This is a genomic window from Pseudomonas cichorii (assembly GCF_015471405.1).
Classification (GTDB): domain Bacteria; phylum Pseudomonadota; class Gammaproteobacteria; order Pseudomonadales; family Pseudomonadaceae; genus Aquipseudomonas; species Aquipseudomonas serbiensis.
On the sequence record NZ_BLVZ01000006.1, the window covers coordinates 135,415 to 161,967 of the forward strand.

General features: G+C 58.0%; 26 protein-coding genes and 1 pseudogene. 10 read left to right on the forward strand and 17 right to left on the reverse strand.

Features of this window, described 5'->3' with window-relative positions:
* Positions 1 to 9 precede the first annotated feature (9 nt).
* The 8 genes from JL015_RS10695 to JL015_RS10730 are packed head-to-tail and all read left to right on the forward strand — an operon-like array spanning position 10 to position 6,023.
* A complete protein-coding gene (locus tag JL015_RS10695; RefSeq protein ID WP_236250202.1) occupies positions 10 to 813 on the forward strand; it encodes a heme ABC transporter permease in 804 nt (267 codons plus the stop codon).
* Positions 810 to 986 (forward strand): heme exporter protein CcmD, encoded by a 177-nt coding sequence (ccmD, locus tag JL015_RS10700; RefSeq protein ID WP_122316650.1) that lies wholly within the window; start codon positions 810 to 812, stop codon positions 984 to 986. The genes JL015_RS10695 and ccmD overlap by 4 nt, the downstream gene beginning before the upstream one ends.
* Positions 983 to 1,450, forward strand: a complete 468-nt coding sequence (ccmE, locus tag JL015_RS10705) for a cytochrome c maturation protein CcmE (RefSeq protein ID WP_201004675.1) — start codon at positions 983 to 985, stop codon at positions 1,448 to 1,450. The genes ccmD and ccmE overlap by 4 nt, the downstream gene beginning before the upstream one ends.
* A 3-nt stretch (positions 1,451 to 1,453) precedes the next feature.
* Positions 1,454 to 3,427 (forward strand): heme lyase CcmF/NrfE family subunit, encoded by a 1,974-nt coding sequence (locus tag JL015_RS10710; RefSeq protein ID WP_201018451.1) that lies wholly within the window; start codon positions 1,454 to 1,456, stop codon positions 3,425 to 3,427.
* The gene (locus JL015_RS10715; RefSeq protein ID WP_201018452.1) at positions 3,424 to 3,960 is read left to right on the forward strand and encodes a DsbE family thiol:disulfide interchange protein; all 537 of its coding nucleotides are present in this window, start codon (positions 3,424 to 3,426) and stop codon (positions 3,958 to 3,960) included. Before JL015_RS10710 ends, JL015_RS10715 begins: the two co-directional genes overlap by 4 nt.
* Complete coding sequence (locus JL015_RS10720; RefSeq protein WP_201004669.1) at positions 3,957 to 4,427, forward strand: cytochrome c-type biogenesis protein; 471 nt, start codon at positions 3,957 to 3,959, stop codon at positions 4,425 to 4,427. The genes JL015_RS10715 and JL015_RS10720 overlap by 4 nt, the downstream gene beginning before the upstream one ends.
* Positions 4,424 to 5,611, forward strand: a complete 1,188-nt coding sequence (gene ccmI, locus JL015_RS10725) for a c-type cytochrome biogenesis protein CcmI (protein WP_201018453.1) — start codon at positions 4,424 to 4,426, stop codon at positions 5,609 to 5,611. Before JL015_RS10720 ends, ccmI begins: the two co-directional genes overlap by 4 nt.
* 10 nt (positions 5,612 to 5,621) lie before the next feature.
* Entirely contained in the window at positions 5,622 to 6,023 is a 402-nt protein-coding gene (locus JL015_RS10730) for a hypothetical protein (protein ID WP_201018454.1), read from the forward strand.
* Positions 6,024 to 6,206: 183 nt separating this feature from the next.
* On the opposite strand, the gene JL015_RS10735 is transcribed toward JL015_RS10730, so the two are convergent.
* From JL015_RS10735 to JL015_RS28070, 15 genes and pseudogenes are all read right to left on the reverse strand, one after another.
* On the reverse strand, positions 6,207 to 6,758 hold the full coding sequence (locus tag JL015_RS10735) for a hypothetical protein (RefSeq protein ID WP_201018455.1): 552 nt from the start codon (positions 6,756 to 6,758) through the stop codon (positions 6,207 to 6,209).
* Positions 6,759 to 6,964: 206 nt separating this feature from the next.
* The gene (locus JL015_RS10740; protein ID WP_201018456.1) at positions 6,965 to 7,177 is read right to left on the reverse strand and encodes a DUF6124 family protein; all 213 of its coding nucleotides are present in this window, start codon (positions 7,175 to 7,177) and stop codon (positions 6,965 to 6,967) included.
* A 459-nt stretch (positions 7,178 to 7,636) separates the two neighbouring features.
* Positions 7,637 to 8,032, reverse strand: a complete 396-nt coding sequence (locus JL015_RS10745) for a hypothetical protein (RefSeq protein WP_025260851.1) — start codon at positions 8,030 to 8,032, stop codon at positions 7,637 to 7,639.
* 126 nt (positions 8,033 to 8,158) lie between these two features.
* A complete protein-coding gene (locus JL015_RS10750) occupies positions 8,159 to 8,581 on the reverse strand; it encodes a hypothetical protein (protein ID WP_201018457.1) in 423 nt (140 codons plus the stop codon).
* Between the two features lie 363 nt (positions 8,582 to 8,944).
* Positions 8,945 to 9,943: a sulfate ABC transporter substrate-binding protein gene (locus JL015_RS10755; protein ID WP_025260849.1), complete on the reverse strand. Its 999-nt coding sequence runs from the start codon at positions 9,941 to 9,943 to the stop codon at positions 8,945 to 8,947.
* A 102-nt stretch (positions 9,944 to 10,045) separates the two neighbouring features.
* Positions 10,046 to 10,879, reverse strand: coding sequence for an ion transporter (locus tag JL015_RS10760; RefSeq protein WP_025260848.1), 834 nt, complete (start codon positions 10,877 to 10,879; stop codon positions 10,046 to 10,048).
* A gap of 108 nt (positions 10,880 to 10,987) precedes the next feature.
* Entirely contained in the window at positions 10,988 to 12,973 is a 1,986-nt protein-coding gene (locus tag JL015_RS10765) for an alkaline phosphatase family protein (protein ID WP_201018458.1), read from the reverse strand.
* A 74-nt stretch (positions 12,974 to 13,047) separates the two neighbouring features.
* Complete coding sequence (locus tag JL015_RS10770; RefSeq protein WP_201018459.1) at positions 13,048 to 14,481, reverse strand: hypothetical protein; 1,434 nt, start codon at positions 14,479 to 14,481, stop codon at positions 13,048 to 13,050.
* A gap of 579 nt (positions 14,482 to 15,060) precedes the next feature.
* A complete protein-coding gene (locus JL015_RS10775; RefSeq protein ID WP_201018460.1) occupies positions 15,061 to 16,473 on the reverse strand; it encodes an efflux transporter outer membrane subunit in 1,413 nt (470 codons plus the stop codon).
* Entirely contained in the window at positions 16,470 to 17,354 is an 885-nt protein-coding gene (locus JL015_RS10780) for an efflux RND transporter periplasmic adaptor subunit (RefSeq protein WP_201018461.1), read from the reverse strand. The genes JL015_RS10775 and JL015_RS10780 overlap by 4 nt, the downstream gene beginning before the upstream one ends.
* The gene (locus tag JL015_RS10785) at positions 17,351 to 17,560 is read right to left on the reverse strand and encodes a DUF1656 domain-containing protein (protein ID WP_201004645.1); all 210 of its coding nucleotides are present in this window, start codon (positions 17,558 to 17,560) and stop codon (positions 17,351 to 17,353) included. The genes JL015_RS10780 and JL015_RS10785 overlap by 4 nt, the downstream gene beginning before the upstream one ends.
* Positions 17,557 to 19,644: an FUSC family protein gene (locus JL015_RS10790; protein WP_201018462.1), complete on the reverse strand. Its 2,088-nt coding sequence runs from the start codon at positions 19,642 to 19,644 to the stop codon at positions 17,557 to 17,559. Before JL015_RS10790 ends, JL015_RS10785 begins: the two co-directional genes overlap by 4 nt.
* Positions 19,641 to 20,093 carry a MarR family winged helix-turn-helix transcriptional regulator gene (locus JL015_RS10795; RefSeq protein WP_201004643.1) on the reverse strand — a complete coding sequence of 151 codons (453 nt, stop codon included), beginning with the start codon at positions 20,091 to 20,093 and terminating at the stop codon, positions 19,641 to 19,643. Before JL015_RS10795 ends, JL015_RS10790 begins: the two co-directional genes overlap by 4 nt.
* 128 nt (positions 20,094 to 20,221) lie before the next feature.
* On the reverse strand, positions 20,222 to 20,890 hold the full coding sequence (locus JL015_RS28065) for an ATP-binding protein (protein ID WP_374063412.1): 669 nt from the start codon (positions 20,888 to 20,890) through the stop codon (positions 20,222 to 20,224).
* 57 nt (positions 20,891 to 20,947) lie between these two features.
* Positions 20,948 to 21,034: pseudogene (locus tag JL015_RS28070) on the reverse strand (hypothetical protein); the annotation flags it as partial.
* A gap of 793 nt (positions 21,035 to 21,827) precedes the next feature.
* On the opposite strand from JL015_RS28070, the gene JL015_RS10805 reads away from it, so the two are divergent.
* A complete protein-coding gene (locus JL015_RS10805; protein ID WP_201018599.1) occupies positions 21,828 to 23,174 on the forward strand; it encodes an HD domain-containing phosphohydrolase in 1,347 nt (448 codons plus the stop codon).
* A 568-nt stretch (positions 23,175 to 23,742) separates the two neighbouring features.
* Positions 23,743 to 24,411 carry a polysaccharide lyase family 7 protein gene (locus tag JL015_RS10810; protein WP_201018464.1) on the forward strand — a complete coding sequence of 223 codons (669 nt, stop codon included), beginning with the start codon at positions 23,743 to 23,745 and terminating at the stop codon, positions 24,409 to 24,411.
* Here JL015_RS10810 and JL015_RS10815 read toward each other — a convergent pair.
* Together JL015_RS10815 and JL015_RS10820 are read right to left on the reverse strand one after the other, a co-directional pair.
* Positions 24,408 to 25,799 carry a heavy metal sensor histidine kinase gene (locus JL015_RS10815; protein WP_201018465.1) on the reverse strand — a complete coding sequence of 464 codons (1,392 nt, stop codon included), beginning with the start codon at positions 25,797 to 25,799 and terminating at the stop codon, positions 24,408 to 24,410. The two genes, JL015_RS10810 and JL015_RS10815, sit on opposite strands and share 4 nt — an antisense overlap.
* Positions 25,772 to 26,467 (reverse strand): heavy metal response regulator transcription factor, encoded by a 696-nt coding sequence (locus JL015_RS10820; protein ID WP_201004637.1) that lies wholly within the window; start codon positions 26,465 to 26,467, stop codon positions 25,772 to 25,774. Before JL015_RS10820 ends, JL015_RS10815 begins: the two co-directional genes overlap by 28 nt.
* Positions 26,468 to 26,553: the final 86 nt, after the last annotated feature.

Below are 26,553 nucleotides of genomic sequence, written 5' to 3' on the forward strand. Positions count from 1 at the left end.
AGCAGCGTGATGAAAAACAGCATCAGTTGGGCCTGGTTCCACAAGCTCGGTTCGCCGAAGTGGTTTTATGGCATCAGTGGGCGCATGTTGCCCTGGCTCAGCATTGCCGCCGTGCTGCTGATCGGCACCGGCACGGTCTGGGGCCTGGCCTTTGCGCCACCTGACTACCAGCAGGGCAACAGCTTTCGCATCATCTACATCCACGTTCCCTCTGCCATGCTGGCCCAGTCCTGTTACGTGATGCTGGCAGTCTGTGGCGTGGTCGGTCTGGTCTGGAAGATGAAGCTGGCCGATGTCGCATTGCAGAGCGCGGCGCCCATCGGCGCCTGGATGACGGCCGTGGCGCTGGTCACCGGAGCCATCTGGGGCAAGCCGACCTGGGGTTCATGGTGGGTGTGGGATGCACGCCTGACGTCCATGCTGATTCTGCTGTTCCTGTACTTCGGTCTGATCGCTCTGGGCAACGCCATCACCAACCGCGACAGTGCCGCCAAAGCCTGTGCGGTGCTGGCCATCGTCGGGGTCGTGAACATTCCGATCATCAAGTACTCGGTGGAGTGGTGGAACACCCTGCATCAGGGCGCGACCTTCACGCTGACGGAAAAACCGGCAATGCCCGCTGAAATGTGGCTGCCGCTGCTGTTCACGACATTGGGCTTCTACTGCTTCTTCGGTGCGGTCCTGCTGGTGCGCATGCGCCTTGAAGTGCTCAAGCGCGAGTCGCGTACCAGCTGGGTGAAAGCCGAAATCCTGATCAGCCTCGGCCATGACCCCGCTGACCCGGCATCTTCAAAACGTGGAGGCGCACAGTGAGTTTCGAGTCATTCAGTGATTTTCTGGCCATGGGGCGCCATGGCCTGTTCGTCTGGTCGGCTTACGGTATCTGCCTGTTCGTGCTGATTCTCAATGTGGCGCTGCCGTTGCTGGCGCGTCGGCGTTACCTGCAACAAGAGGCGCGTCGTCTGCGCTGGGAGAGCAAGAAGTGAATCCGCTGCGCAAGAAGCGTCTGTTGATCATCCTCGCAATACTGGCCGGGGTCGGCATTGCCCTGGCCCTGGCGCTCAGTGCCCTGAAGGAAAACATCAACCTGTTTTACACCCCGACCCAGATCGCCAACGGCGAAGCACCGCTGGACACACGCATCCGGGCGGGCGGTATGGTCGAGAAGGGGTCGTTGCAACGCTCGTCCGACTCTCTGGATGTCCGGTTTGTGGTCACCGACTTCAGCAAATCCGTAACCATCACCTATCGCGGCATCCTGCCGGATCTGTTCCGTGAAGGGCAGGGCATTGTCGCGCTGGGCAAACTCAATGCCGAGGGCGTGGTCGTGGCTGATGAAGTGCTTGCCAAGCATGACGAGAAGTACATGCCGCCCGAAGTGACCAAGGCGTTGCAGGAAAGCGGTCAGTCCGCTCCGGCTCCATCCCCCACACCATCGAAGCAGGGTTGAGCCATGATTCCTGAACTCGGCCATCTGGCCATGATTCTGGCGCTGTGCCTGTCTATCGTGCAGGCCATCGTACCGCTGCTGGGTGCCTGGCGAGGCGACCGCCTCTGGATGGGATTGGCGCGTCCCGCCGCCTGGGGGCAATTCAGCTTTCTGGTCTTCGCGTTCGGCTGCCTGACCCATGCCTTCATGGTCGATGACTTCTCGGTGGCTTACGTCGCACAGAACTCCAACAGCGCCTTGCCCTGGTATTACAAGTTCAGCGCCGTCTGGGGCGCCCATGAAGGTTCCTTGCTGCTCTGGGCCTTGATCCTCAGCGGCTGGACCTTCGCCGTATCGGTCTTCTCCCGGCAATTGCCGCAGATCATGCTGGCTCGGGTGCTGGCAGTGATGGGCATGATCAGCGTCGGCTTTCTGTCGTTCCTGATCCTGACCTCCAACCCGTTCTCGCGCATCCTGCCGCAGGTTCCGGCCAATGGCCGTGATCTCAACCCGCTGTTGCAGGACATTGGCCTGATCGTGCATCCGCCGATGCTGTACATGGGCTATGTCGGTTTCTCGGTGGCCTTTGCCTTTGCCATCGCTGCCTTGCTGGGCGGGCGTCTGGATGCGGCGTGGGCGCGCTGGTCGCGTCCGTGGACCATCGTCGCCTGGGCGTTTCTGGGGATCGGCATCACTCTGGGTTCCTGGTGGGCCTATTACGAGCTGGGCTGGGGCGGCTGGTGGTTCTGGGACCCGGTAGAGAATGCGTCCTTCATGCCCTGGCTGGTGGGCACGGCGCTGATTCACTCGCTGGCGGTCACGGAAAAGCGCGGTGTCTTCAAAAGCTGGACAGTATTGCTGGCCATTGCGGCGTTTTCCCTGAGTCTGCTGGGTACGTTCCTGGTGCGTTCCGGCGTGCTGACCTCCGTGCATGCCTTCGCCTCCGACCCGGAGCGTGGCGTGTTCATCCTGATATTCCTGCTGATGGTAGTGGGCGGCTCGCTGACACTGTTTGCCGTCCGCGCCCCGGTGGTGAAAAGCCATGTGGGTTTTGGCCTGTGGTCCCGCGAGACGCTGTTGCTGGGCAATAACCTGGTACTGGTGGTCGCGGCTTCCATGATCCTGCTCGGCACGCTCTATCCGCTGGTACTCGATGCCGTGAGCGGCGCCAAGATGTCGGTCGGCCCACCGTATTTCAATGCGCTGTTCGTGCCGCTGATGGGGTTGTTGATGGTGGTGATGGCGGTCGGTGTATTGGTGCGCTGGAAAGACACGCCACTGAAATGGCTGTTGGGCATGCTGGCGCCAGTGCTGATCGGCAGTGCGGTATTGGCGGTTATCGCCGGTTTCGTACTGGGGGATTTCCACTGGGCGGTGATGGCCACCTTCATGTTGGCGGCCTGGGTGCTGCTGGCGGGTGTTCGGGACCTTCTGGACAAGACCCGCCATAAAGGCCTGCTCAAGGGCGCTCGCGGTCTGAGCCGCAGCTATTGGGGCATGCAACTGGCGCACATCGGGATTGCGGTCTGCGCGCTGGGTGTCGTGCTGTCGAGCCAGAACAGCGCCGAGCGCGACCTGCGTCTGGCCCCCGGCGAGTCCACCGAACTGGGCGGCTATCAGTTCGTGTTCGAGGGAGCCAGGCACTACGAAGGGCCGAACTTCACCTCCGATCGCGGCACTGTCCGGGTCTTGCAGGACGGCAAAGTGATTTCGGTGCTGCATCCGGAAAAACGCCTCTACACCGTGCAGCAATCGATGATGACCGAGGCCGGTATCGACGCGGGTGTGACACGCGACCTGTATGTCGCCCTTGGCGAGCCCTTGGGCAACGGCGCCTGGGCGGTTCGGGTCCACGTCAAACCGTTCGTGCGCTGGATCTGGTTCGGCGGTCTGCTGACCGGCCTGGGTGGAGTGCTTGCAGCGATGGACAGGCGTTACCGGGTCAAGGTCAAGAATAAAGTGAGTGAAGCGCTGGGCATGGAGGGAGCGGCGGTATGAAGCGTTGGATCATGGTGCTGCCACTGGCAATCTTTCTGGTTGTCGCAGTGTTTCTCTATCGCGGTCTTTACCTGGACCCCGCCGAGCTGCCTTCGGCGCTGATCGACAAGCCATTCCCCGAGTTCTCCCTGCCGCAGGTCGAGAGCGACAAGGTATTGACCCGCGCCGATCTGCTGGGCAAACCGGCACTGGTGAATGTGTGGGGAACCTGGTGTGTCGCCTGTCGTGTCGAGCATCCGGTGCTCAACAAGCTGATGCAGCAAGGCGTTGTGATCTATGGCATCAATTACAAGGATGTGAACGCCGATGCGATCAAGTGGCTCAAGGATTTCCACGATCCCTACCAGCTCAATATCCGCGACGAAGCAGGCTCGCTGGGCGTGAACCTGGGTGTCTATGGCGCGCCTGAAACCTTCCTGATCGACAGCAAGGGCATCATCCGCCACAAGTACGTCGGCGTGATCGACGAGACGGTCTGGCGGGAAAAACTGGCTGGTCTGTATCAGGCGCTGGTCGATGAGGCCAGGCCATGAAGCGCTGGTTGACTGCTGCTGTCCTGAGCCTTGGTCTGGCCGGTTTCGCCCAGGCGGCCATCGATGCCTATCAGTTTCGCGACGAAGCCGAGCGTGCCCGTTACAGCGAGCTGACCAAGGAGCTGCGTTGCCCCAAATGCCAGAACCAGGACCTCGCCGACTCCAACGCACCGATTGCCGCTGACCTGCGCAAGGAAATCTACCGCATGCTCGGTGAAGGCCAGAGCAATCAGCAGATCGTCGAGTTCATGGTCAATCGTTACGGCGAATTCGTGCGCTACAACCCGCAACTGAGTTCGCGCACCTGGCTGCTCTGGTTCGGCCCGGCCGCGTTGCTGCTTCTCGGGCTGGTCGTGATTGGCGTGATTGTTGGTCGCCGCCGCGGTGAACGCCGCGAAGAGGCCGATGTTCTTTCCGAGGAGGAGCGTCAGCGCCTCGCCCATCTGTTGGATAAAAACCGAGAATGATCGATTTCTGGATGGCAGCCGGCTTGCTGCTACTGGTGGCTCTGAGTTTCTTGTTGATCCCGATCCTGCGCGGTCGTCATGTGCAACAGGAAGAGGATCGCACCGCCCTCAACGTCGCGTTGTATCAAGAGCGCGTGGCCGAGTTGCAAGGCCAGCAGGAGGAGGGCGTGTTGTCTGCCGCGCAGATGCAGAGCGGCCGTGCGGAAGCGGCGCGGGAACTGCTGGCCGATACCGAAGACACCGGGCCTGTGCGCAACTCGCGGCTGGGCAAGTCCCTGCCTTTACTGGCGGCGGTACTGGTGCCGGTTCTCGGTATGGGCCTCTACCTGCATTACGGGGCCAGCGACAAGGTCGAACTGGCCCGTGAGTTCTCCCAGCCGCCGACTTCCCTGGCGGACATGACCCGGCGTCTTGAACGCACGGTCGAGGCTCAGCCGGATTCGGCCGAAGGCTTTTACTTTCTGGCCCGCAGCTACATGGCCCAGGAACGTCCGGGCGATGCCGCAAAAATGCTTGAGCGGGCCGTGGCCCTGGCCGGGCGTCAGCCGGAACTGCTGGGGCAATGGGCGCAGGCCTTGTACTTCGCCAGCGACAAGCGATTCACGCCTCAGGTCCAGGCTTTGACCGACGAAGCCCTCACAGCCGATCCGCGAGAGGCCACCAGCCTTGGGCTCTTGGGTATCGCCGCCTTTGAAAGCGAGCGCTATCAGGTCGCGGTGGATTACTGGACCCGTCTGCTGGGCGTATTGCCCCCACAGGACCCGTCCCGCTCGGCACTGGAAGGCGGCATTGCCCGTGCCCGCGAAAACCTGGGGGTAAAGGCGGCTCCGGCCGTTGCCGATGCTGCGCGTATCAAAGTGCGTGTCGACCTGGCACCAGCGCTCAAGGCCAGTGTCCAGCCGGGCGACAGCGTATTCATCTTTGCCCGTGCCGTGAACGGCCCGCCGGCACCTCTGGCGGTCAAGCGCATCACCGTGGCCGACCTGCCGGCGCAGGTCGAGCTGGGTGATTCCGACGCAATGATGCCGCAACTGAAACTGTCGAACTTTGCGCAAGTCCAACTGGTTGCACGGGTGTCCCGTGCAGGGCAGCCAACCACCGGTGAGTGGATCGGCCGCAGCCAGCCACTGGCCAGTAGCATCACGGCACAGCAGGCGTTAACTATCGACAGTCCAGACAAATAGAGAATCGCTTATGTACCGCACCGCACGCATTACCTTATTGGGTCTGGCTCTTGGTTTGAGTGCTTGTGCGGTTCAGCCACCCGAACCCCATGGCCAGGAACCCATCCAGTCCTTGCCGGGCAGCCAGCAACCCGGCAGCCCACGCCCGACCACCCCCAAAACCCCGCCCAAGGCCCCGGCACCTGCGCCGAAAACCTCCGCCAGCTTCGCCCCGCCACCGGGCGGCAACAGCCACTGGGATGCGCGCATGGGCGTGTACGTGATGGACGACCAGCCCAATACCTTCTACCGCCAGCGCACCTACTACCAATGGAACAACGGCTGGAGCTGGTCCACTCGCCCTGATGGTCCATGGCAGGCGACCGATGCCAGTGGGGTTCCGGCGGGGTTGGGGAGGCAGTTCAGTAATTGATTGACTGATCGGCGGGTAGGTGAAATGCCGATCAGTAAAGGCCACATAGATCACTTTGTGAGAGGCAGCTTGTTGGCGAAGAGGTCTGTGAAACCGGCAGATATTCTGCGTCTGTACGCTCAAGTCGCCAGCAAGCTGCCTCCCACACGTTTTGTTTGTGCCTGTGAAGTGGGAGCTTATTTTTTAAAAATGAATTCTTGAGAAATTCCTGACCCACCAATACAGCGACGCCAGGCCAAAGCCCAACCAAAAAGACAATAAAAATGAGTAGATGATTTGTAGAGCTCTTGATTCGTAAATGCACAGGTTCAAGCATTTCTCCTCAGCGGGAAGGGCCACACTGAACAGCAGTAATGGCGGCAATAGATACAACGCGACAATCAAAGGCTTGAGATGCCTTTTTGGAAAGTTACGCTCTCCTATAAATGTCAGTTTGTATTTTTCCCAGCCCGCAACCAGAACGGCGTAGTAAATCGATACATAGGCAAAAAAGGAAAACAGAACTCTTGTACTTTCAGGGAATGAGGATCTGCTGGCCCAAACATCTATTGATGGGAAAATAACAACTGGTAGCCATGTAAACAGCCTTAAGGCACCGCCTGAAGATGTAGACTCCTCAGGGCCTAAATAAACCAGAAGAGTCGCTATAACCAGCGGTAGCCAAAAGCTCCAACGTCGCACAAACCCGTCTTCGGCGACAGCTTGTATAGTTTTTGGGTCAGAGGGTATGTACATAAATCATCCTGATTACCCTTTATCCATAGGGGATTTCGCTGCAAGCATAGTCAACGGAACATCGACTTGCCTGCGGTGACTTAGAGCAACGGTCTATAGATTAGTCTGTAGGAGCGGATTTATCCGCGAGACGTCATTTGAAGTCGATACATTTTCTTCGGATGTATGGGCCTCTCGCGAATGAATTCGCTCCTACCGCGGTTGTGTCAGCGTGGCTCAACCCGCTCCAGCGAGCGATCGAGTTCGGTTCGGGCCATGCCGATCAGATGCACGACAGAAAAGGCCAGGTCGCGTTTCGGGCCGTTGAGGCTGTCGCCGGATTCGTAGGCGGTAGCGGCTGCGCAACGCAGCAGATCGGAGACGTGTAGCAGGGATTCTTCGAGTGACGGGGCTGGTGGATCGGGCGTTACTTTTTTCATGGTAAGCATTCCTTATGGGGCCACCTTTCACTCGCTGCTAAACGATTGAGGGTGGCGGCTTTGTCGCGGGTTAGCAGACCGGGGAATACTCACCAAAAAAACCGGCGCACCCGAAGGTGCCCCACGCAAAGCCGCCATAAGCAGTACTTTTGCATGGTGAGTATGTCCTGAGGGCTGCTAAACCCGATCACTGATGAGCAGTGACCGACACAGCCTAGAGAGCCAAAAACACCCATGCAAGGGGGTAGGATTTTCTAGGAAAGTTCATGCGCATGAAAGGGATAAGACTGTAAGAAACGTCCTATATTTTCGGTATTTCGTAAGCTTGCGGTGGGCGATGGGGTAGGAGCGGATTTATCCGCGAAGACATTTTTCGCGAATGAATTCGCTATAGAAGGATGTTCAAACCGATCATGAAGGCTGGCAGGAGTACACCGTACTCGCTGCCAGGCTGTTCAGTTAGATGGAGATTCTGCCACTCGCTGTCCAGTTCGCGATAGGCGTGGTGCCTACGTTTTCGATCCGGTAGCGGTAGGTGCCTGGAGTGGGGGCGTAAAAGCTCAGTGATGCGCCACCATAGCTAGTGGTGCTGGAAATGACGGTCCAGGTGGCACCGTTCTGTTTCTCGAAAATGTGCTTGATATTGTTGGTGACAAATCGTGACGACAAGTCTTGCAACCTGAAGGTCTGTGTTGCTGCACATGAAGTGGTGTAGGGACCATAGACAACGGTCTCACCCTGAGGGTAAACATCGGAACCGCTGCGGTTGATGTTGAGGTTGATACAGGCGGCATAGGCATTGGTCGTGGCCAATACGGCAGTCGCAAAGAGGGCCAGGAAAGTCTTCTTGAGCATGTGTAAATCCTTTTGGTGTTGGCAATGATTTAAGGTTTTAAGCTTTCAATCAGGCGTAGCAGTATTCCTTTTTTAAAAAGGTATTATTTTTGTTAAATGTGTAAAGGGCTTTAATAAACGATAGAGTTACAGCGTGCCCGGAATGGTGAACAAGGTGACTCGGCCACTCATTGTCCAGTTCGCGATTCTTGAGGTGCCGACGTTTTCTATCCGATAACGGTAAGTGCCGTTAGTGCTGATGAAAAAGCTTTTGGTAACGGACGCTGCGCCGGTGCTGGTGCTGCTGGAAACGACGGTCCAGGTGGAACCGTTCTGTTTCTCGAAAATATGCTTGATCGAGTTATTGCTGTTTGTCGCCGACAAATCCTGGAAGGTGAAGCTCTGTGGCCCGGCACATGAAATGCTGTAAGGGCCATAGACAATGGCATCGCCTTGGGCGAGGACATTGGCTCCACTGCCGTTGACGTTGAGGTTGGCACAGGCGGCATGGGCGTTACCCGTGGCCAGTACGGCAGTTGCAAAGAGAGCCAGGCAGGTCTTCTTGAGCATGTGGAAAATCCTTTTGGTGTTGACGATGATTTTAAAGTTTTAAACTTTCAATCAGGCGTAGCAGTGTCCCTTTTTTGAAAAAAGGTATTGTTTTTATTCTGTCTTTAATGGGCGCGCGTCGAAAGATTGACACGCTGTTATGCGGTCATGTTCAGGCGCATGCATTTAAGTAAGTGGAGGTCTAAGTGTGAATACACTTGGGTATTGAACACCTTCCCTGTGTCGACATGATCATATCCATATTCAAGTACTGAGCGTGCTTGTGTGGCATGTTTATAGCGATTATGTCTGGGGTGTGCAAGCGTTTTGTTACGAATGAAAAGGCCCCACCAGCGCGATAGCGCCGGTGAGGCCTGTATTTACTTACTTGCCCGAATAAATCTGATCGAACACGCCACCGTCAACAAAGTGGGTCTTCTGCACGGTGCGCCAGTCACCGAAGGTTTTCTCTACGGACAGGAAATCGACTTTCGGGAAGCGATCCTTGTACTTGGCCAACACTGTTGCGTCGCGTGGGCGCAGGTAGTTGTTGGCGGCGATTTCCTGAGCTTCAGGGGACCACAGGTATTTCAGGTAGCCTTCGGCCAGTGCGCGGGACTCTTTCTTGTCCACGACCTTGTCGACCACGCTTACAGGCGGCTCGGCTTCGGCGGAAACGCTTGGGTAGACGACTTCAAACTGGTCGCGACCGAACTCGCGGGCGATCATTTCCGCTTCGTTCTCGAAGGTCACCAGTACGTCGCCGATCTGGTTGGTCATGAAGGTGGTGGTTGCGCCACGACCGCCGGTGTCCAGTACCGGTACGTGCTTGAACAACTGGCCGACGAACTTGCGGGCAGCCGCTTCATCGCCGCCGTTCTTCAGGGTGTAACCCCAGGCCGACAGGTAGGTGTAGCGGCCGTTGCCCGAGGTTTTCGGGTTCGGCACGATGACTTCGACGCCATCCTTGATCAGGTCCGGCCAGTCTTTCAGCGCTTTAGGGTTGCCTTTGCGCACGATGAACACAGTGGCGGAAGTGAAGGGCGCGCTGTTGTTCGGCAGGCGTGTTACCCAGTTCTTCGGCACCAGCTCGCCATTATCGGCCAGGGCATTGATGTCGGTGGCCATGTTCATGGTGATGACGTCAGCCGGCAGACCATCGATCACGGAACGCGCCTGCTTGCTCGACCCACCGAAGGACATCTGTACCGTGACGTCTTCCTTGTGCTCGGCTTTCCAGTGCTTCTGGAAGGCGCTGTTGTAGTCCTTGTAGAAGTCACGCATCACGTCGTAGGAGACGTTGAGCAGAGTCGGGGCGGCCTGTGCGGCACTGGCAAAAGCCAGGCCTGCGGCCAGTAGCGAGGCGGCGAAGATTTTTTTCACTGCGGATTCCTTGAGTTGACAGTCATTGTTATAGGCTGATGGCGTAATGCCGCGACTATAGCCGCTGAGCATTGGCCTCATAAAGATTAAAAACGTATTTGCTTATGCCTGCTCTTGCGCCTTGGGAAACAGCGCATTGCCGCACCGCGAACAGAACGCGGCGCCATGCTCATGGTGCTTTTTCACGCAGACCGGGCAGTCGTGTTTCAACTGTTCACCGCGCATGGCATTGGCCAGTTCGGCGGTGAATATACCGGTGGGTACGGCAATGATCGAGTAACCGATGATCATCACTACCGACGAGACCATTTGCCCCAGCGGTGTCTTGGGCACGATATCGCCGAAGCCCACGGTGGTCAGGGTCACGATAGCCCAGTAAATGCCTTTGGGGATGCTGGTGAACCCATGTTGCGGGCCTTCGATCACGTACATCAGGGTGCCGAACACGGTGACCAGAGTCGAGACGCTGACCAGAAACACGATGATCTTCTGCTTGCTGCCACGCAGGGCTTCCACCAGATAGTGGGCCTGCTTCAGATAAGGACTCAGCTTGAGTACCCGGAAGATACGCAGCATGCGGATGATCCGCACGATCAGCAGGTATTGGGCATCGCTGTAGTAGATCGCCAATACACCCGGCACGATGGCCAGCAGGTCCACCAGGCCATAGAAGCTGAAAGCGTATTTCAGCGGCCTTGGCGAACAGTAGAGGCGCAGGATGTACTCGATGGCGAAAACCAGCGTAAAGCCCCACTCGATATAGGTGAGCAGGGCGGCGTAGTCGCGGTGGATGTCCTGAATGCTGTCGACCATGGTCACCAGCAGGCTGAGCAGAATGACAACCAGCAGAATCTTGTCAAAACGCCGCCCGGCGGGTGTGTCGGTCTGGAAAATGATGCTGTGCAGCCGCTCGCGGCGGCTGAGGGTGGTGTTCATGAGGGCTCTCGCAATGAATATGGAGAAAGCTTAATGCCCTGCGTCACGAAGAATCCATTTTCTTTTGGCGCTTGCGTAACACGGTACGCAAGCGCCAGCCTTTTTTGATCAGCTTCTGTCAGCTTCTGCGAGCCCTTTCAGTACTTTTGCGTGATGTACTTTATCCAGAACCTGTTCGGCATATTGCTCTGCGTTACCCAGCGTCTTGACGGTGGCGACCTGGCCTGTGGCAGCAAGCAGTCCGACGGCAGCCAGGTTTTGCTCGGGAAGCAGTCCGGCAGGTTTGCCTGCTGACAGCTCTGCATCCATTTTGCGAAGAATGGCCAGGGTGCCCGCCAGATTTCCGGAAACGGGAACGGGGTTGGCCAGCGTTGCAGCGTTCTCGGTTGCGCCCTTTGCTGCCTTGGTTTCTTTCACTGGAGGCTTCGGGTTTGCCAGTGCGCTTGGTGTATCGCGTGGCGTGGCCAGTGATAGCAGGTGCAAGGGGGTATTGGCATTGGCGTCTCGCTGCGTCAAGGGGGTCAGGCCCCAGAGTTTTTCCAGCAGCGCAGGAACCGAAGCATGGTCGTAAAGTGTTGAGTCCACCGTGCCTTTGGGAATCAGCGGGGATGCCACGATGGCTGGCACTCGAACGCCTGCTGTCGTGAAGTCGAAACCATGGGTGTTGTTGGCTGCGGGAAATTTATCACCCGGCGCAGTTATTGTTCCTGGCGCGACCGAGTCATAGAGACCGCCATGTTCGTCGTAAGTGACGATCAACAGACTGGTGTTCCAGTAAGGCGAGTTGCGGATAGCGGCATAGACGGCCTGCAGCAAGTGCTCTCCACCATAGACGTCATCCATCGGGTGCTGTGATGAGCCGCCTGCATAATCAGTACTGGCACTCCCGTAATGAGGCTCTATGAACGTGTAGGAAAACGGGTAGGGTTGTTGCAGGTCGTCCGCAAAGTGCTGAAGGGATTCAATATCAAACACTGACAGGCCTTTGAGGGCGGCGACCTGTGGGATCGCACCCAGTGGTGTTCCTCGTTCAGGCTGATCGCTGTACAGGCTTAGATAGGTTTTTGGCTGAACCTGAGAGTCGTTGTAGATCCTGTATTGAATGTTGGCATCTTTGAGCCGTTGGAAAATGGACCCGTTGGGGTATACAAATCCATCGGTTGTTTCCCAGGTGAGCATCTGATCCTGTTTCGGGCTGTCGTCGAAGCCGGCCGAAGAAGCGCCATGAACGAAGAAGCGGTTCGGCCACGTCGGTCCCGGAATGGAAGAGTGCCAGTGATCGCATATAGCGAATTCGGTCGCCAGGTTATAGATGACAGGCAGTTGAGTCCGCGTGTCGAAGCACGACATGACATCGATGACGTCTTCGGGCGATGGCGCTTTTTTCGGGTATTCCGTTGTTGATGTTGCGTAGCTTGAAGCGAACCCGGAATTGTTGATGGTGGGATAAGGTTGACCTTTGACAAAAGGGGTGCCCCCGGTCAGTTGTTCCAAGACATCAGTGAACTCGTGCCCCGGATCGCTTGGCATGCTGACGGGCGCGCTGGCCTGAACTTTATAGACGTCTTCCTTGTAAGTGTTCGAGTCATTGATTGTGGCTGCCGTTATGCCTGGAATCCCGGACATGGCGAATATATTGTCGAACGAATGGTTTTCCAGCATGACGACAAATACGTGGGTGATGGGGGCAGCGGCAGCGGGTGCCAGCTTTTTCATACCATCACTGCATCCACCTGACTTCAATGCAATATTGAACTTCGCGGTGCTCACAGACAGGGTAATGGTTTGCCCTGCATCCTTGCTTTGCAGTTGGCATTCCTTCTTGTAATTGTTTGCCGCTGTGCCTGTATTGGCGTAGTAGCCTGGCGATTCACCATCCCTGACGTTGACCATGACGGACCAGTAATCCAGAACATCAATGACATCCAGCCCTGTTTCAAAAGTAACTTCCAGTGGGCCGACAGTTTGTCCCGGCTGTGCAGCCCATTGCCCAGACTGTCTTTGGTCGTTTGAGTCTGTGTGGAACAGAATAATATCGGCATTTCCGCCCGTGTCATTGGTGATGAAAATGGTCGCGTTGTGTTTTGTGCCCATGCTGGTACTTCCCTTACATACAAGAGTTGGCTGTTATTATCAGGCTTGTTACAAAGGCTTGAATTGGCGGATAACTAGAGTTTGCCGGCTCTGACCTGTGTGATCTGTTTCGCAATGGAAGCCAGGGCGTTGTCACAGAAGTCGTTGAGAAAGACGACAAGTCCCGATGCGCTCAGATTGCTGGCGACGTTCTTGACCAGCCACGGATAGGTATGGAAGTCGAATCCCGGCTTGGTGGACATCAACGGAGAAGAGGCATCGCTCAGGGTCACAATGGCGGGACCGGCTGCCCCGTCCACTCCACTGGCTGTTCCTTGAAGTTGCAGTACGGTGTAGTCGTTTTCGGCTTGGCCTTTCGGCGTCATTCCGTTCAAGGCAGCCAGAATGTTGCTGACGTCTGTCGTGGTGTAACTGCCGTTGTAGGAGTCGTACTTTGTGGCGTCATTGCCAGATTTGGTCTGCTGTAGCAGGATCAGGCGTTTCGATTGCGAGAGCAGGGTGGCATAACTTGAGGCAAGATCACCTTTGTAGCCGGGTACGATCTTGCCCAGGGTCTTGGTGTTGGCCAGTGCAGTATTGAGCATCCCGTCGAGTACATCGGGTGCTGGTTTCATTGTGTCTTGCGCGAACCCCTGGAAGTTCGGGCTGATGACGACAATTTCCGTCGGGTGCTGAGCCAGCCAGTTCAGTATGTCTTGCAGGAAGCTCTGATACGAATAGCCTGGAATCAGGTTGTGCTGGTGATAGATACCGTCCGTAATGTTCTGATAGCAATATCCCGGACGGAAGTCGAAGTAGCGGGTCCCCAGGTTGAGCTGTGCGGTTATGTTGTCTTTCTGGGTAAACGCCAGGTTGATGATTGCGCGCAAGGCATTGGGTTTGCTCAGAGAAGCGATGAAAGCAATGGGGCCGATGGGAGGAGGAAGCATGCTTGCGAGGCTGGATACGAACTCTGCGTCATCCAACAGTTTTGTGATCAGTGTCGGGTCAAACATGCCGGCGTCATGGGCACCCGGCAATGCAAAGGTGGAAAACGGCTTTTCTGTCAGTGCCGCTCCCATGCTGTTTGCGAGATCTCCCATCCAGCCTGACATGTCGCCTGTGGCGTATACATAAGACTGGTCCTGGTTGGTAAGACCGCCGCTTCCGCTTCCGCTGTCGTAAAAACCATAGGAAATCGCCCAGCCCTGCCCGAACAGGGAGGGGGTCTGCAGCATGTTGCCCATGGTGGTATCGCCAAGGTTTCCGGTAAAGGGTGCAATATCTGCATACCTGTTCGCTATCGGTTTCTGGTTCTTTGAAATTTGCCACTTATAGCGTCCGGTGTGCGAGAGAATACCGATATCGCTTTCCGAGATCTGAAGGTTGCCATGTTGCATCGTGTTCGGCGTATCAAGTTGATAGGAGGCCGTTTTATCACCCAAATCGGTGGGTTGCTGGAAGAGGGTAGTAAAGTCGTTGGTTTCCACGTAAGCGTAATAATCGACACCTTTGCCTGGCCAGCCCATGATGTTTACCTCAGGTTGATGAAGTCAGTAAGAATTCTGTTGCCTGTGTGCAATAAGTACATATACACAGGCACAACAAAGTGAAGACCGGAATAACATCCAGTCGCTTTTCTATCAGTGTGGTATTGGGTGTGAAGGACATGCCTGATGACGCTGCAAGGCAGTGTTCTCGACAAACTACAAGGGTCGTAGAACCGAATGGTTATCTACTGAAAGAGAAGTACGCCATGCATGGCGGTCATCCTTGATTATAGTTTTAAGATTAATGGCCATATGATGGCTCTGCTATTTAATAGCATTATTGAAATCTGCTCGCAAGCACAAACGCCGTTAAATTTTTTGTGGGTTGAAACAGGGCGCTGATACCCGCAGGCCACTGCGTGCTGCCCTGTTTTCGAGCAGTTATTAAAGAGGAGGGTTTTATATTGCCTGGCGCCAAGGTTTGCAGTGGGGGAGGGTATTGATGTCGTTTGATTTGGTGGGCACGAGTTCATTCGCGAAGACGATTCAAACGACATCTATTCGTGCCGTATGTCAGGTCTTCCCGAATGAGTTCGGCCCTGCACAATGATACTGACCTTATTGCCAACCCCCACCCAATGCCAGAAACAGATCAATCTGCCCCATGGCCACCTGGGTATTGGCCGCCGCCAGTTGTGCGCGGACGTCGGTGTAGGTGCGGGTGGCTTGAAGGTCTGCCAGGAACGAGGCGCGGCCGGCCTTGTAGAAGCGGTGGGTCTGGTCGGCGGCTTCCTGTGCCGATTGTTCGGCATCTTTCAAGGCATCGCGGCGGTCCAGCAGGGCGGTGTATTGCGCAAGGCCGGTCTGGGTTTCGCGAATGGCATTGAGGACCACGCCATCGAAGCGCGCCAGCGCCGCCTGGGTCGAGGCTTCGGCTTGATGGATGCGGGCACGTGAGCCATTGGACGGGACGGTCCAGTTCAGCAGTGGGCCAAAACCCCAGCGATTGGCCGCCGGTTTACCGAGGTTTTCGAGGATGCCGATGCTGCCGATGGTCGCGCCGATGCTGATGTCCGGGTACAGCTCGCCTGTGGCGACGCCGATCTGCGCGGTGGCCATGGCCAGATGACGCTCTGCCTGGCGCACATCGGGGCGGCGTTTGAGCAATGCTGCGCCGTCGCCCACCGGCATGACTTGCGCAATATGCGGCAGCTCGTTGCAGGTGCTGACCCCGGCAGGCAGTTTTTCCACTGGTCGAGCCAGCAGCATCGACAGGCGGAACAACCCGGCCTGACGCATGGCTTCGTAGCGTGGCAGCTCGGCGCGCAGGGATTTGAATTGCGTCTGTGAGCGGGTGACCTGGGTTTCATCGCCGCGCCCTGCATCGCGCAGGCGCTGGTTGAGGGTCACGCTCTGTTGTTGCAGGTTCAGCGACTCCTGAGCGATGTCATGTTCTTCATTGGCGGCGCAGATCTGCGTGTAAGCCCGCACGACATCGGCCACCAGGGTGATGCGTGCCGTATCGGCGGCGGCCTGGCTGGCATCGATATTGGCCTGGGCGGCTTCGATACCGCGTTGCAAGGTCCCGAACAGGTCGAACTGATAGGACGTGGTCAGCCCCACATCGCCAACATTGGCGACCGGCACCTTGTCGGCCAGCAGAAAGGCTTCACCCGATTCCTGCAAGCGCTGGACACCGACTGTTGCGCTGTTGGTAAAACCACCGGCGGCCTGGGCTTCGGCCGTTTGATAGCGGGCGCGTTGCAGGTTGGCGGCGGCGACCCGCAGGTCGGTGTTGGAGGCCATGGCCTGTTGCACCAGTTCATCGAGTCGCGGGTCCTTATACAGACGCCACCAGTGTTCAGGCACTGGTGCCGAAACGGTATTGACCGACTGGCCCGCCAGTTCACCTTGCAGGTCCGGGCGATTGATCGCGCCGTCCTTGGGGAGCTCGTAGTTCGGCCCGACCATCTGGCAGGCCGACAACAGTAAACCCAACCCCAGCGTGGCCATGTGCGTGGCGTGTTTCATTGTGCCGCTCCCTGACGGTCGTCGATGATCGATACCGTGGCGGTGCGCCCGGCGATCATGCGGAAGTCCGAAGGCACCTCGTCAAAGGCGATACGCACCGGAATGCGCTGCGCCAGACGCACCCAGCTGAACGCCGGGTTGACGTTGGGCAGCAGGTTCGAGCCGCTGGTGCGGTCGCGGTCTTCGATACCGGCGACGATGCTCACCACATGGCCAGTCAGGCGTGCGTTGTCGCCGACCACGCGGATGTCCACGCTCTGGCCGATATGAATGCCGTCCAGCTTGGTTTCCTCGAAGTAGCCATCGATGTGAAAGGACGCGGTATCCACCACCGACAATACGGCGTGGCCTGCCGTCACGAACTCATGGGGACGCGGCGCGCGGTCGTTGAGATAGCCGTCCACCGGGCTGCGAATCACCGAGCGATCCAGATTCAGCTGCGCGGCATCTACTGCCACCTTTGCTTCATTGAGGGCCGACAGGGCGCGGGCTTCGCGGGACTGGCTTTCTTCCAGTTGCTCGCGGGCCACCAGATTACCCAGGCCACGGTTGCGCTTGTTCTCGCGGCGCGCCTGCTCCCAGGTTTCCTGGCGCTCGGCAACCGTTGCCTGCGCCTGACGCAAGACCAGCTGGAAGCGGTCCTGATCGATGGTGAACAACACCTGGCCCTTGCTGACCTGCTGGTTGTCGCCCACGTCGACTTTCTGGATCAGGCCGGATACGTCCGGGGCGATCTGCACGATGTCGGCGCGGATATGCCCGTCACGGGTCCAGGGTGCATACATGTAATACATCACCATGCGCCAGACGACGACGGTGGCCAGCAGTACAACGAGCAGGGTCAGGACCACACGGCCCAAAGTCAGTAATGGTTTTTTCATGTCATCAGGTATCGACTGAGAGTATCCACGGCGCCGAGCAACAAAGCGTATAGACCTACGTTGAACAAAGCCCGGTGCCATACCAGGCGGTAGAAGTGGGCACGCGACAGCAACGCATGCACCCCGAGAAACAGCAGATAGGCGATGCCCATCAGCGCCAGGAAGGTGGGCACGAAGATGCCGCTGATATCCAGATCACCAATCATGACGGTGCTCCATCGATGCCATAGGGCGGTTGTTCGGTCGTTTCCCCGGCAACGCTGACGATCTCGACGCCTGGCAACAGCGCCAGGCGCAGGCCGCTCAAGGCATGCAGCAGGTGAATGCGCGCCGGGTCCTGGCCCATCCATTGATCGGTCAGCGAGCGACGCGCCCGGTCCATGGTCATCAGCAAGCCTTTGGGTGCTGGCAAGCGTTCGTCTGCCTTGATGCAGGCTTTGAAATAGCTGCCGACTTCATCCACCACCTGATTCAGCAAGCCTTGGGCAACGGCGGTGGCACGCGGCGTATAGGCCCGCAGATCGAGGATGTTGAGGGCGACCCGCAATTCGCGCAGGGCAATGCCGGAATCCTGGGCGGTAACGGTCAGGCGCGGCAGTTGCTGCATGAGGCGGTCGAGCATCTGCACGCCCATGTGCCGGTGTTCGGCCAGGGTGGCCGGTTTGCTCAGGCTCACGATGTCGCGCCAACTGAAGCGGGTCAGGCGCTTGAGCGCCAGCTCGACACCGAACGGGCGGAACACCAGCGTCCAGATAAAGGCGAACAACAGGCCGGCAGGCCCTGCCAGATTGGCGTTGAGGAAGTTCAGAAAGTCGGCGTCATAAGCACTCTGGATGCTGATGAAGGACGAGGTGTTGACGATGGTCAGCAGCGTGCCGAGAAAGAAGCGCGGTTGCACCGTCAGCGTGCCTACACAAATGAACGGCACGGCAAAGGCCAGTACCAGCATCGGGAAATCATGCAGGTTGGGCAGCACCACGAACAGATACAGGCTGGCGAACACCACTGACAGCAGGGTCCAGAAAAAGAACCGGTAGATCTGCGGCGCCGGGTCGTCCATGGCAGCAAAGAAGCTGCAAGACACGGCGGCCAGAGCCACCGCGCTGGCGCCGTCTTTCCAGCCCAGCAGTATCCACAGCATCGAAGCGGCGATAATCGCCAGCACCGTCGATGCCACCGAATACAGCATCAGGCCACGGTCCAGAAACGGCGTAAGCCGACCCAGACGCCAGTGCCGATAAACAGCGCGCCAGGGCGATTGATCGTCTGTGTCGATGGCGTATTGCAAGGTGCGGCAGTCGAGCCACAGGTCGATCCATTCGCTCAGCCGATACAGCGCGTTGGAAAGCAGCAGTTGCTCGCGTTCATCCAGTTGTGCGGAATCCGGTTGCAGGCGCTCCAGCTCGCGATGCAGCAACTGCCATTGCTCCAGTTGCGGACCTTTGGCGGTGTTGCCCAGCCAGTTGCGGGCTTCCACCAGCAGTGGCGACAGGCTAGCCAGCAGCTCTGGCGTGCGGCGCTCCAGTGCCCAGAGTGCGTCGTCGAGGGCATCGATCACCGGCAGCAAGTGAATCATGCGTCCGCGCAATTCCATGGCGTTGCGCACGGTCTGTTTGCGCGCGCCCTCATGGCTCAACTGGCTGATGATCAGCTCCAGCGAATTGAAGCTGCCGACCATGGAGTTGCGCAGTGCGCCGACTTCTTCGGCCTGAACACTGCGCCCCAGGAACCGCTCGCTGTAAGCGCTGGCATCGCTGAACCATTTTTCAGTCGTGGCCTGGAACACCGGTTTCAGGCGACGAGGCCAGAACATCGCACCGACCACGGCGGCACAGATGATGCCCAGGAAAATCTCTTCGGTACGCGAGACGGCAATCTCGAAGACGGCTTGCGGGTTGTCCACCACCGGCAGGGAAATCAGCGGCATGGTGTAGCCCGCCAGCATCAGCGCGTAGCTGTTGGCGGTGCGCAGATGCAGGGAGAGAAACAGCAGGGTGCCAGTCCACAGGCCGATCACGATGGCCAGCAGCAAAGGCGTCTGTACGAAGACCGGCACCAGCAATACCGAGGCGGCGGCACCTGCCAGCGTACCGAGGGCGCGATACAGCGCCTTGGAACTGGTGGGGCCGACGAACGGGCTGGAAACGATATAGACCGTCGCCATGGCCCAGTACGGCCGTGGCATTTCCATGATCAGGGCGATATACAGCGCGAGCATGGCGGCGGCGAAGGTGCGCACGCCATAGAACCAGTCGCGGGCAGGTGGAAATCCTGCGAAGAAGCCGTTCACGACTGGCCTGCGTTGTCGGGGTGAGCCGCATCGGCGAAGGCCTTGAACACGCGCAAGGTGGCTTCGAGGTCGGCGGAGTCGATGCCTTTGAGCACATCGGCGCGCAGGCGAGTGAGTTCCTGTTCGATTGCACCGGCCAGCTTGCGGCCGTCTTCGGTCAGGCTCAAGGCCTTGGCGCGGCGGTCGCTGGGGTCTTCGGTACGGCAGACGATGCCGGCAGAGCAGAGCTGGTCCAGCAGACGTACCAGTGTCGGGCTTTCCATGCCGGCGGCCTGGGCCACTTTCACCTGATGCACGCCGTCGCCCAGTCGGGCAATGGCCAGCAACGGGCCTGCGCAGGCTTCGGAAATGCCGTACGTGGACAGCGTGGTCTGGCAGATGCGCCGCCATTGGCGGGAGGCTGCGACCATGCCGCTGCTGATGGCTCTGTGAAGTGAATCGAGTGACATGGGAAAACCGGAAATTTAGTTAGGAGCGATATTGTTAGCGAGGATATTAATAGCTTGCTAACTAATAATATCCTGTAACAAAGTCTTTCCGTCAACTGCAAATTTCCCGACGGTCGTGGAATCCAGCGTCAACTGCCGGTTTTGGCCTGATGGATCGGTAGCACGACCTTGAATGAAGTACCGGCTCCCACCTCGCTTTTGACGCTGATGCTCCCGCCATGCTTTTTGACGATGCCGTAGGAGAGCGACAGCCCTAGCCCGGTGCCTTTGCCCACGGGTTTAGTGGTGAAGAACGGGTCGAAGATACGTTGCATGACCTGCGGCGCCATGCCCGAGCCATTGTCGGTCACCTGTAGCCATACCGTGTCGCCTTCCTGGCCGCTGCGAATGGTGATCTGCCCGCGCTCGTCGCCGATGGCCTGAGCCGCATTGACCACCAGGTTCATGACCACCTGGTTTATTTGCGAAGGCAGGCACTCGATCTGCGGCAGATCGCCGTATTCCTTGATCACGTCGGCCTTGTACTTGATTTCGTTGGCCGCGATGTTCAGCGTCGAGTCGATCCCTTGATGCAGGTCCGCCCACTGCCACTGCTCGTTGCTGTCTGCCCGGGAGAATGACTTGAGGTCCTTGACGATCTTCCCGGCCCGGTCGATCCCTTCCTTGGATTCACTGATCAGCACCGGGATATCGTCGATCAGGTAATCCAGTTCTATGCGTTCGCGCAGGGCGGTCAGTTGCTCCCGTTCAGGGCCTGCGGGGATGGCCTGTTCGATGTTGCGGTAGGCCAGCAGCATTTCCTTCACCTGGGCGAAATAGTTTTCCAGGGTGCCGAGGTTGGAAGAGATGAACCCGATCGGGTTATTGATTTCATGGGCGACCCCGGCCGCCAGTTGCCCGAGCGAGGCCAGTTTTTCCGACTGCACCAGCTGGCTTTCCAGGTGTTTGCGCTCGTCGATCTGATGTTGCAGCTCTTCGCTGGTGCGGGTCAGTTCCTCGGTTCGTTGCTCGACCAGTTGCTCCAGCCGGTCCATCTGTACGGACGCCAGTTCAGTCATTTCCCATTTGGTGGTGAGCACGTGGGCCAGTTGCTGGACTTCAATATCGTTGAAAGGCTTTTTGCGAGTCAGCAGCCGGTCATGGCCTTGCAGGCGGTCTATCAGGGTTTCCCATGAATAGTCCGACTGCGCTGCACAGATCACGACTTGCAGGCGCGGGTCGATCTGCCAGAGTTTTTCGATGATCCGCACATCTTCCGCCAGATGCATGTCGACAAAGGCCAGTGCGTAGGGCAGGTCGTCATCCAGCGCCTGCTGTGCCCTGAACAGGCCATCTTCTGCGTCGTACACACAATCGAGCTGGTAGTGGTGGGTAATGATCGGCATGTCATTGCCGAACAGGGCGGCTTCGATCAGGTAAAGATCCGCCTGACCGCTGCTGTCCGGGACCAGCGCCTTGCGAAAGTCTTCGTGAGTGGCGGGGGTGCTGTCGATCAGGAGGATGCGTCGGTTGGACAGGATTTTCATGGCACACCTGCGGCAACGGTCGAGTGGGTGACAGGAAGCGTCCCTGACTGACTTGAGCATAGCGCTGCGGGTGAGCTTTCATCGGATTTAATCTCAAAGTGCTACTATTTTTTGAGTTCCAGCTATGCTCAGGGCAAGGTCGAAGCGCATGATGACCTGGCACTTCACAAGAACAAATGTGCCACTACCGCTGAGCGAGGTACTCGCGATGGACGACAAGTCTGTTTCTGCCGGTGCATTCAAGCCCAACGTGCTTCTGGTCGACGACGAGGAGCTGATTCTCAGCAGCCTGCGCCGTCTGCTGCGAACCCAGGGGTACACCATCCACTGCGCCACCAGCGGCGAAGAAGCCCTGAACATCATGGCGCAACACCCCATCGATCTGGTGATGAGCGACGCACGCATGCCGCACATGGACGGCTCGACGTTGCTGGCCCGTATCCATGCGCTCTATCCCGGCACCATGCGTTTGCTGCTGACCGGTTATGCGGACCTGGACATGATCGTCAAAGCGATCAACGAAGGTGGCATTCATCGCTATATCAGCAAGCCCTGGAATGACGAAGACATGCTGCTGACCTTGCGTCAGTCCCTGGCCCATCAGCATTCCGAGCGCGAGCGGCAACGCCTTGAGCAACTGACCCACGATCAGAACGAAGCGCTGCAACTGCTCAATGCCACGCTTGAAAAGCGTGTGCTGGCGCGTACGAGCGAGGTGCAGCAGACCGCCGACATGCTCGACCTGGCTTACGACGAACTCAAGCACAGCTATGCCACGACTACCGAAGTCTTCTCGTTGCTGGTCAATCAGCGCCTGCCGGCGGACAAGCAGACCAACCGGCAAATCATCGATCTGGTACGCACCTACTGCCAGGTTCACGGGCTGGACGAAGCCAGCCGACGCGACCTGTGCATGGCGGCCGCGCTGCACAATATCGGTAAGCTTGGCTGGAGCGACAGCATGATCGGCGCGCCTGTCGACCAGTTGTCCCACACCGAGCGTGAGCGTTATCGGGACTACCCGAAACAGAGCGAATCATTGCTCATGACCCTGGACCCCATGCGCGATGCAGCCCGCTTGATTCTGCACCATCAGGAGCACTGGGACGGCACGGGTTTCCCGGACCGGCTCAAGGGCGAGGCGATTCCCTTCGGTTCGCGTCTGCTCAAGCTGGCGGTTGATTTCATCGAGTTGCAGCATGGCCTGATCCTGCAGCGGCGTATGAACAGTGATGAAGCGCTGGTGTTTATCCGCCAGTACAGCGGGCGCTGGTATGACCCGGGCTTGCTGGAAGGTTTCATCAAGGCTTGCGCGGTCTACCGCTCGGATATCACGTTGGGCGATCCGCTGGTCAAGGCCATGAAACCCCGTGAGTTGAGTGCCGGCATGGTCCTGGCCCGTAACCTCAACGCTGATAACGGCATGCTGTTGCTCAATGCCGGCAAGGTGCTCAGCGAAGCTCTGGTCGAGAAGCTGATTGCCTTTGAAGCGATGGAAGGTGCGGCTTACACCGTGTTCATTCGCCTGCCTGAACCGGCTCTTTGTGCTGTCTGAGCAGGAGCCGATTCATTCGTGAGGGGCCTGTATATCCCAAGAGAGTCCATCGCCTTCAATGACGTCTCGCGACAGAAGTCGCCCCTTCACTGAGTAGGAGCGAATTCATTCGCGAGAGGCCCCTATATCCCCAGGAAATTTATCGCCGGAAGCTATGCGGTCGGGGGCTTTTGCTGTGCCCAAAAGGCGATGAACGGTCGTCGTGACAGTCCGTGGTGTGAAAAGTGCCTGGATTTTTAAAAATAATTGCTACCGTCTGTCGGTAAATTCCCGCAAAAAACAGCCGTTCTGGCGATGGCCATTCAAAAAAATGACGCGATCCGTTTGTGATCATTTCCAAATGAATGGCCGCTTAGAGCAAAAATCGCAGTTGTCAAACTTTGGATACAAATAACATCAAAGTAGTGGCTTTGGGGTGTTGATGACTTTCTTTTGACGCCAATTTAACGTTGGGCGGTGTTTAAAAAAGAAACGATTCAGCCGATAGTCAGGACGAATCCAGCGGGCGCCGAACGCCCGTTCCAGAGCCATCCTGCCGGTGCGAATTGCGCACCTTGCGAGCAACCCCATGATCGACCTCGCCACCTGGAATTTGTCCGTACCCGTCGGAACGCCAGCCACCACCATCGATACTCCCAAACTTATGGGCGGTTATCAGGATGGTTACTTTCGCTCAGGAAACACGCTGTTTTTCTGGGCGCCGGTTACCGGCTCCACCACGGAAAATGCCAAGTACCCGCGTACCGAGTTGCGCGAGACCACGGCGGATGGTCGAGCCTACAACTGGGCTTACTCGAGTGCGGACAATTTTCTGCGTGCGTCGCTGACGGTCAATCAGGTGCCTTCGAGCGGCAAGATCGTGATTGGCCAGATCCACTGCTACGGCAGCACCGAGCCGTTGCTCAAGGTCGAGTACCAGTTCAAGGAGAAGTTGCAGACCGGCAATATTGTCGCCAAGTTTCGACGCAGCCCGGATGCAGAAATCGAAGTCATCATGATTGCCCAGGGTGTTCCGCTCAACGAGCGCTTCAGCTACAGCATCCACCTGACGCCTGGCGGGAGTCTCACGGTCAATGCCTACGACCATATCTGGAACGCCAGCCTTGATTCGGCCTGGAGCACCAAGCTGTTCTACTTCAAGGCGGGGGTCTATACCCAGGACAACACCGGGTACACGACTGAAGGGGGCGCGGCTACGTTCTACAAGCTGACCATTGCCCACGACAAGAAGGCTTAACCGGTAAATACCAGGCTGAAGCAGATTCTCCCGGCCTTTGGCTGCGCGACTTCGACGCGACCTCCATGCAAATGCATGATCGCCGCGACGATGGCCAGCCCGAGGCCGTTGGAGTCGGAGCTTTCATGGCGCGACGAGTCGCCCCGGTAGAAGCGGTCGAACAATCGGTCCAGAGTTGCCGCAGGCAAGACGGGGCCTTGATTTTCCACTTCGATCCGCTGTTCATGCTTGAGGGACACGACTCGTACCAGAATCCGGCTGCCTTCGTCGGCATAGCGGATAGCGTTGGCGACCAGATTGCTCAAGGCCCGGCGCAGCAGGATCGGGTCGGCGTCCAGCTTGCCCTGGCCGCTGGCATGCAGTTCCAGTTGCCGCTCTTCGGCCAGCCCCTCGAAATAGCCCGTGACCCGTTGCAGTTCGTCCTGCAATTGAAGTGGTTGACGTTCCAGCACCGCCTGAGCCTCGTCGGCGCGAGCCAGGAACAGGATGCTTTCCACCAGCCGGGAAATTCGCTCCAGTTCTTCAAGGTTGGAGGCCAGCAAGGCTTGATAGTCATCGACGCTGCGATTCTGGCGCAACGCGACCTGACAATGCCCCATCAGCGAACCCACCGGGGTGCGGATCTCGTGGGCCAGATCGGCGGAAAACTGCGTCAGGCGCTGATAGCCGTCATCCAGCCGGTCAAGCATGGCATTGAAGGCGTCGCTCAATTGTTGCAACTCCACCGGAGTGTTTCGGGTATCGAGACGGTTGTGCAGGCTGGTCGGAGAGATACCGGCCGCATGGGCTGCCATCTGCCGCAACGGGCGCAAGCCGCGTCGCAACAGCACATAACCCAGCAAGGCCGTCAGTACAAAAGTCAGCGTCATCGCGGCATAGATGCGTTCACGGAAACTGGCGAGCATGGCCATTTCCTTGACCATCAGGTGCGCGGCCTGCAAGCGCAATTCGACGCCATGGGACATGGCCTGCACCGACGCCGCCCGCAGTGGTACGCCTTGCAGGCTCATGCCGCTGCGCAGGTCGCTGACACTGAGGGGCTGATCCTGAGCGACCGTCGGCAGATCCGGCAGCGGAGCGCGTTGCGGGTTCACCACAATCACCGGCGGCTTGCCCGGTTCGCCAATGATGAAAATGTCTTCTTCGCTGTCGAGCATGTTCTCGAACAACTGCGGGCTGCCCTTCAGGGTGTCCAGGGTCAGGTCATAGCGCAGCAGTTTGCGAAAATGATCCAGGCGCGCGAGCACCGCATGGTCGCTGCGCTGCATGACGGTCTGCTTGATCGACTGATACAGATACAACCCCGCACCGCCAACGGTGAACATGGCCACCAGGGCAAAAGCCAGGGTCGAGCGCAGGGTCAGGGAAGGCTGGCGTCCGGGTTGCATGGCCGTACCTCGCAGACGTAACCGATACCGCGCACGGTATGGATGAGCTTGATCGGGTAGGGCAGGTCGACCTTGCTGCGCAGGCGCTTGATTGCCACGTCCACCACATTGGTGTCGCTGTCGAAATTCATGTCCCAGACCTCGGAGGCGATCTGTGCCCTGGACAGCACATCGCCCTCGCGACGTAGCAACAGATGCAGCAGGGCGAACTCCTTGTTGGTCAGGACGATGACCTGTTGCTGGCGGGTGACACGGCGGCGCAGCAGGTCCAGCTCCAGATCGGCCAGATGGAAATGGTCGGCTTCGCGCACCACGCCCCGGCGCAGGATGGTACGGATGCGCAGCAGCAGTTCGGTAAAGGAGAAGGGTTTGACCAGATAATCGTCGGCACCCAGTTCCAGGCCGCGAATCCGGTCCTGCAACTGATCCCGTGCGGTCAGAAACAGCACCGGCACATCCTGTTTTGCACGCAGTACTTCGATGATCTGCCAGCCATCGATACCGGGCAACATCACGTCCAGCACGATCAGGTCGTAGCGGTTTTCCAGCGCCATGTGCAGGCCGTCGGCACCGTGTTGAGCCCAGTCGACCTGATAGCCGGATTCGCCGAGGCCCTTTTTCAGGTACTCGCCGGTTTTGGTGTCGTCTTCAATCAGCAGGATATGCATTGTTGCGCTGGCTACACTCTGGCTGGCGCCATCAATCGCGCCGGTGCCGGCAGTCTACCCAGTTGCCAGCCGCGAGTCGGTGACAT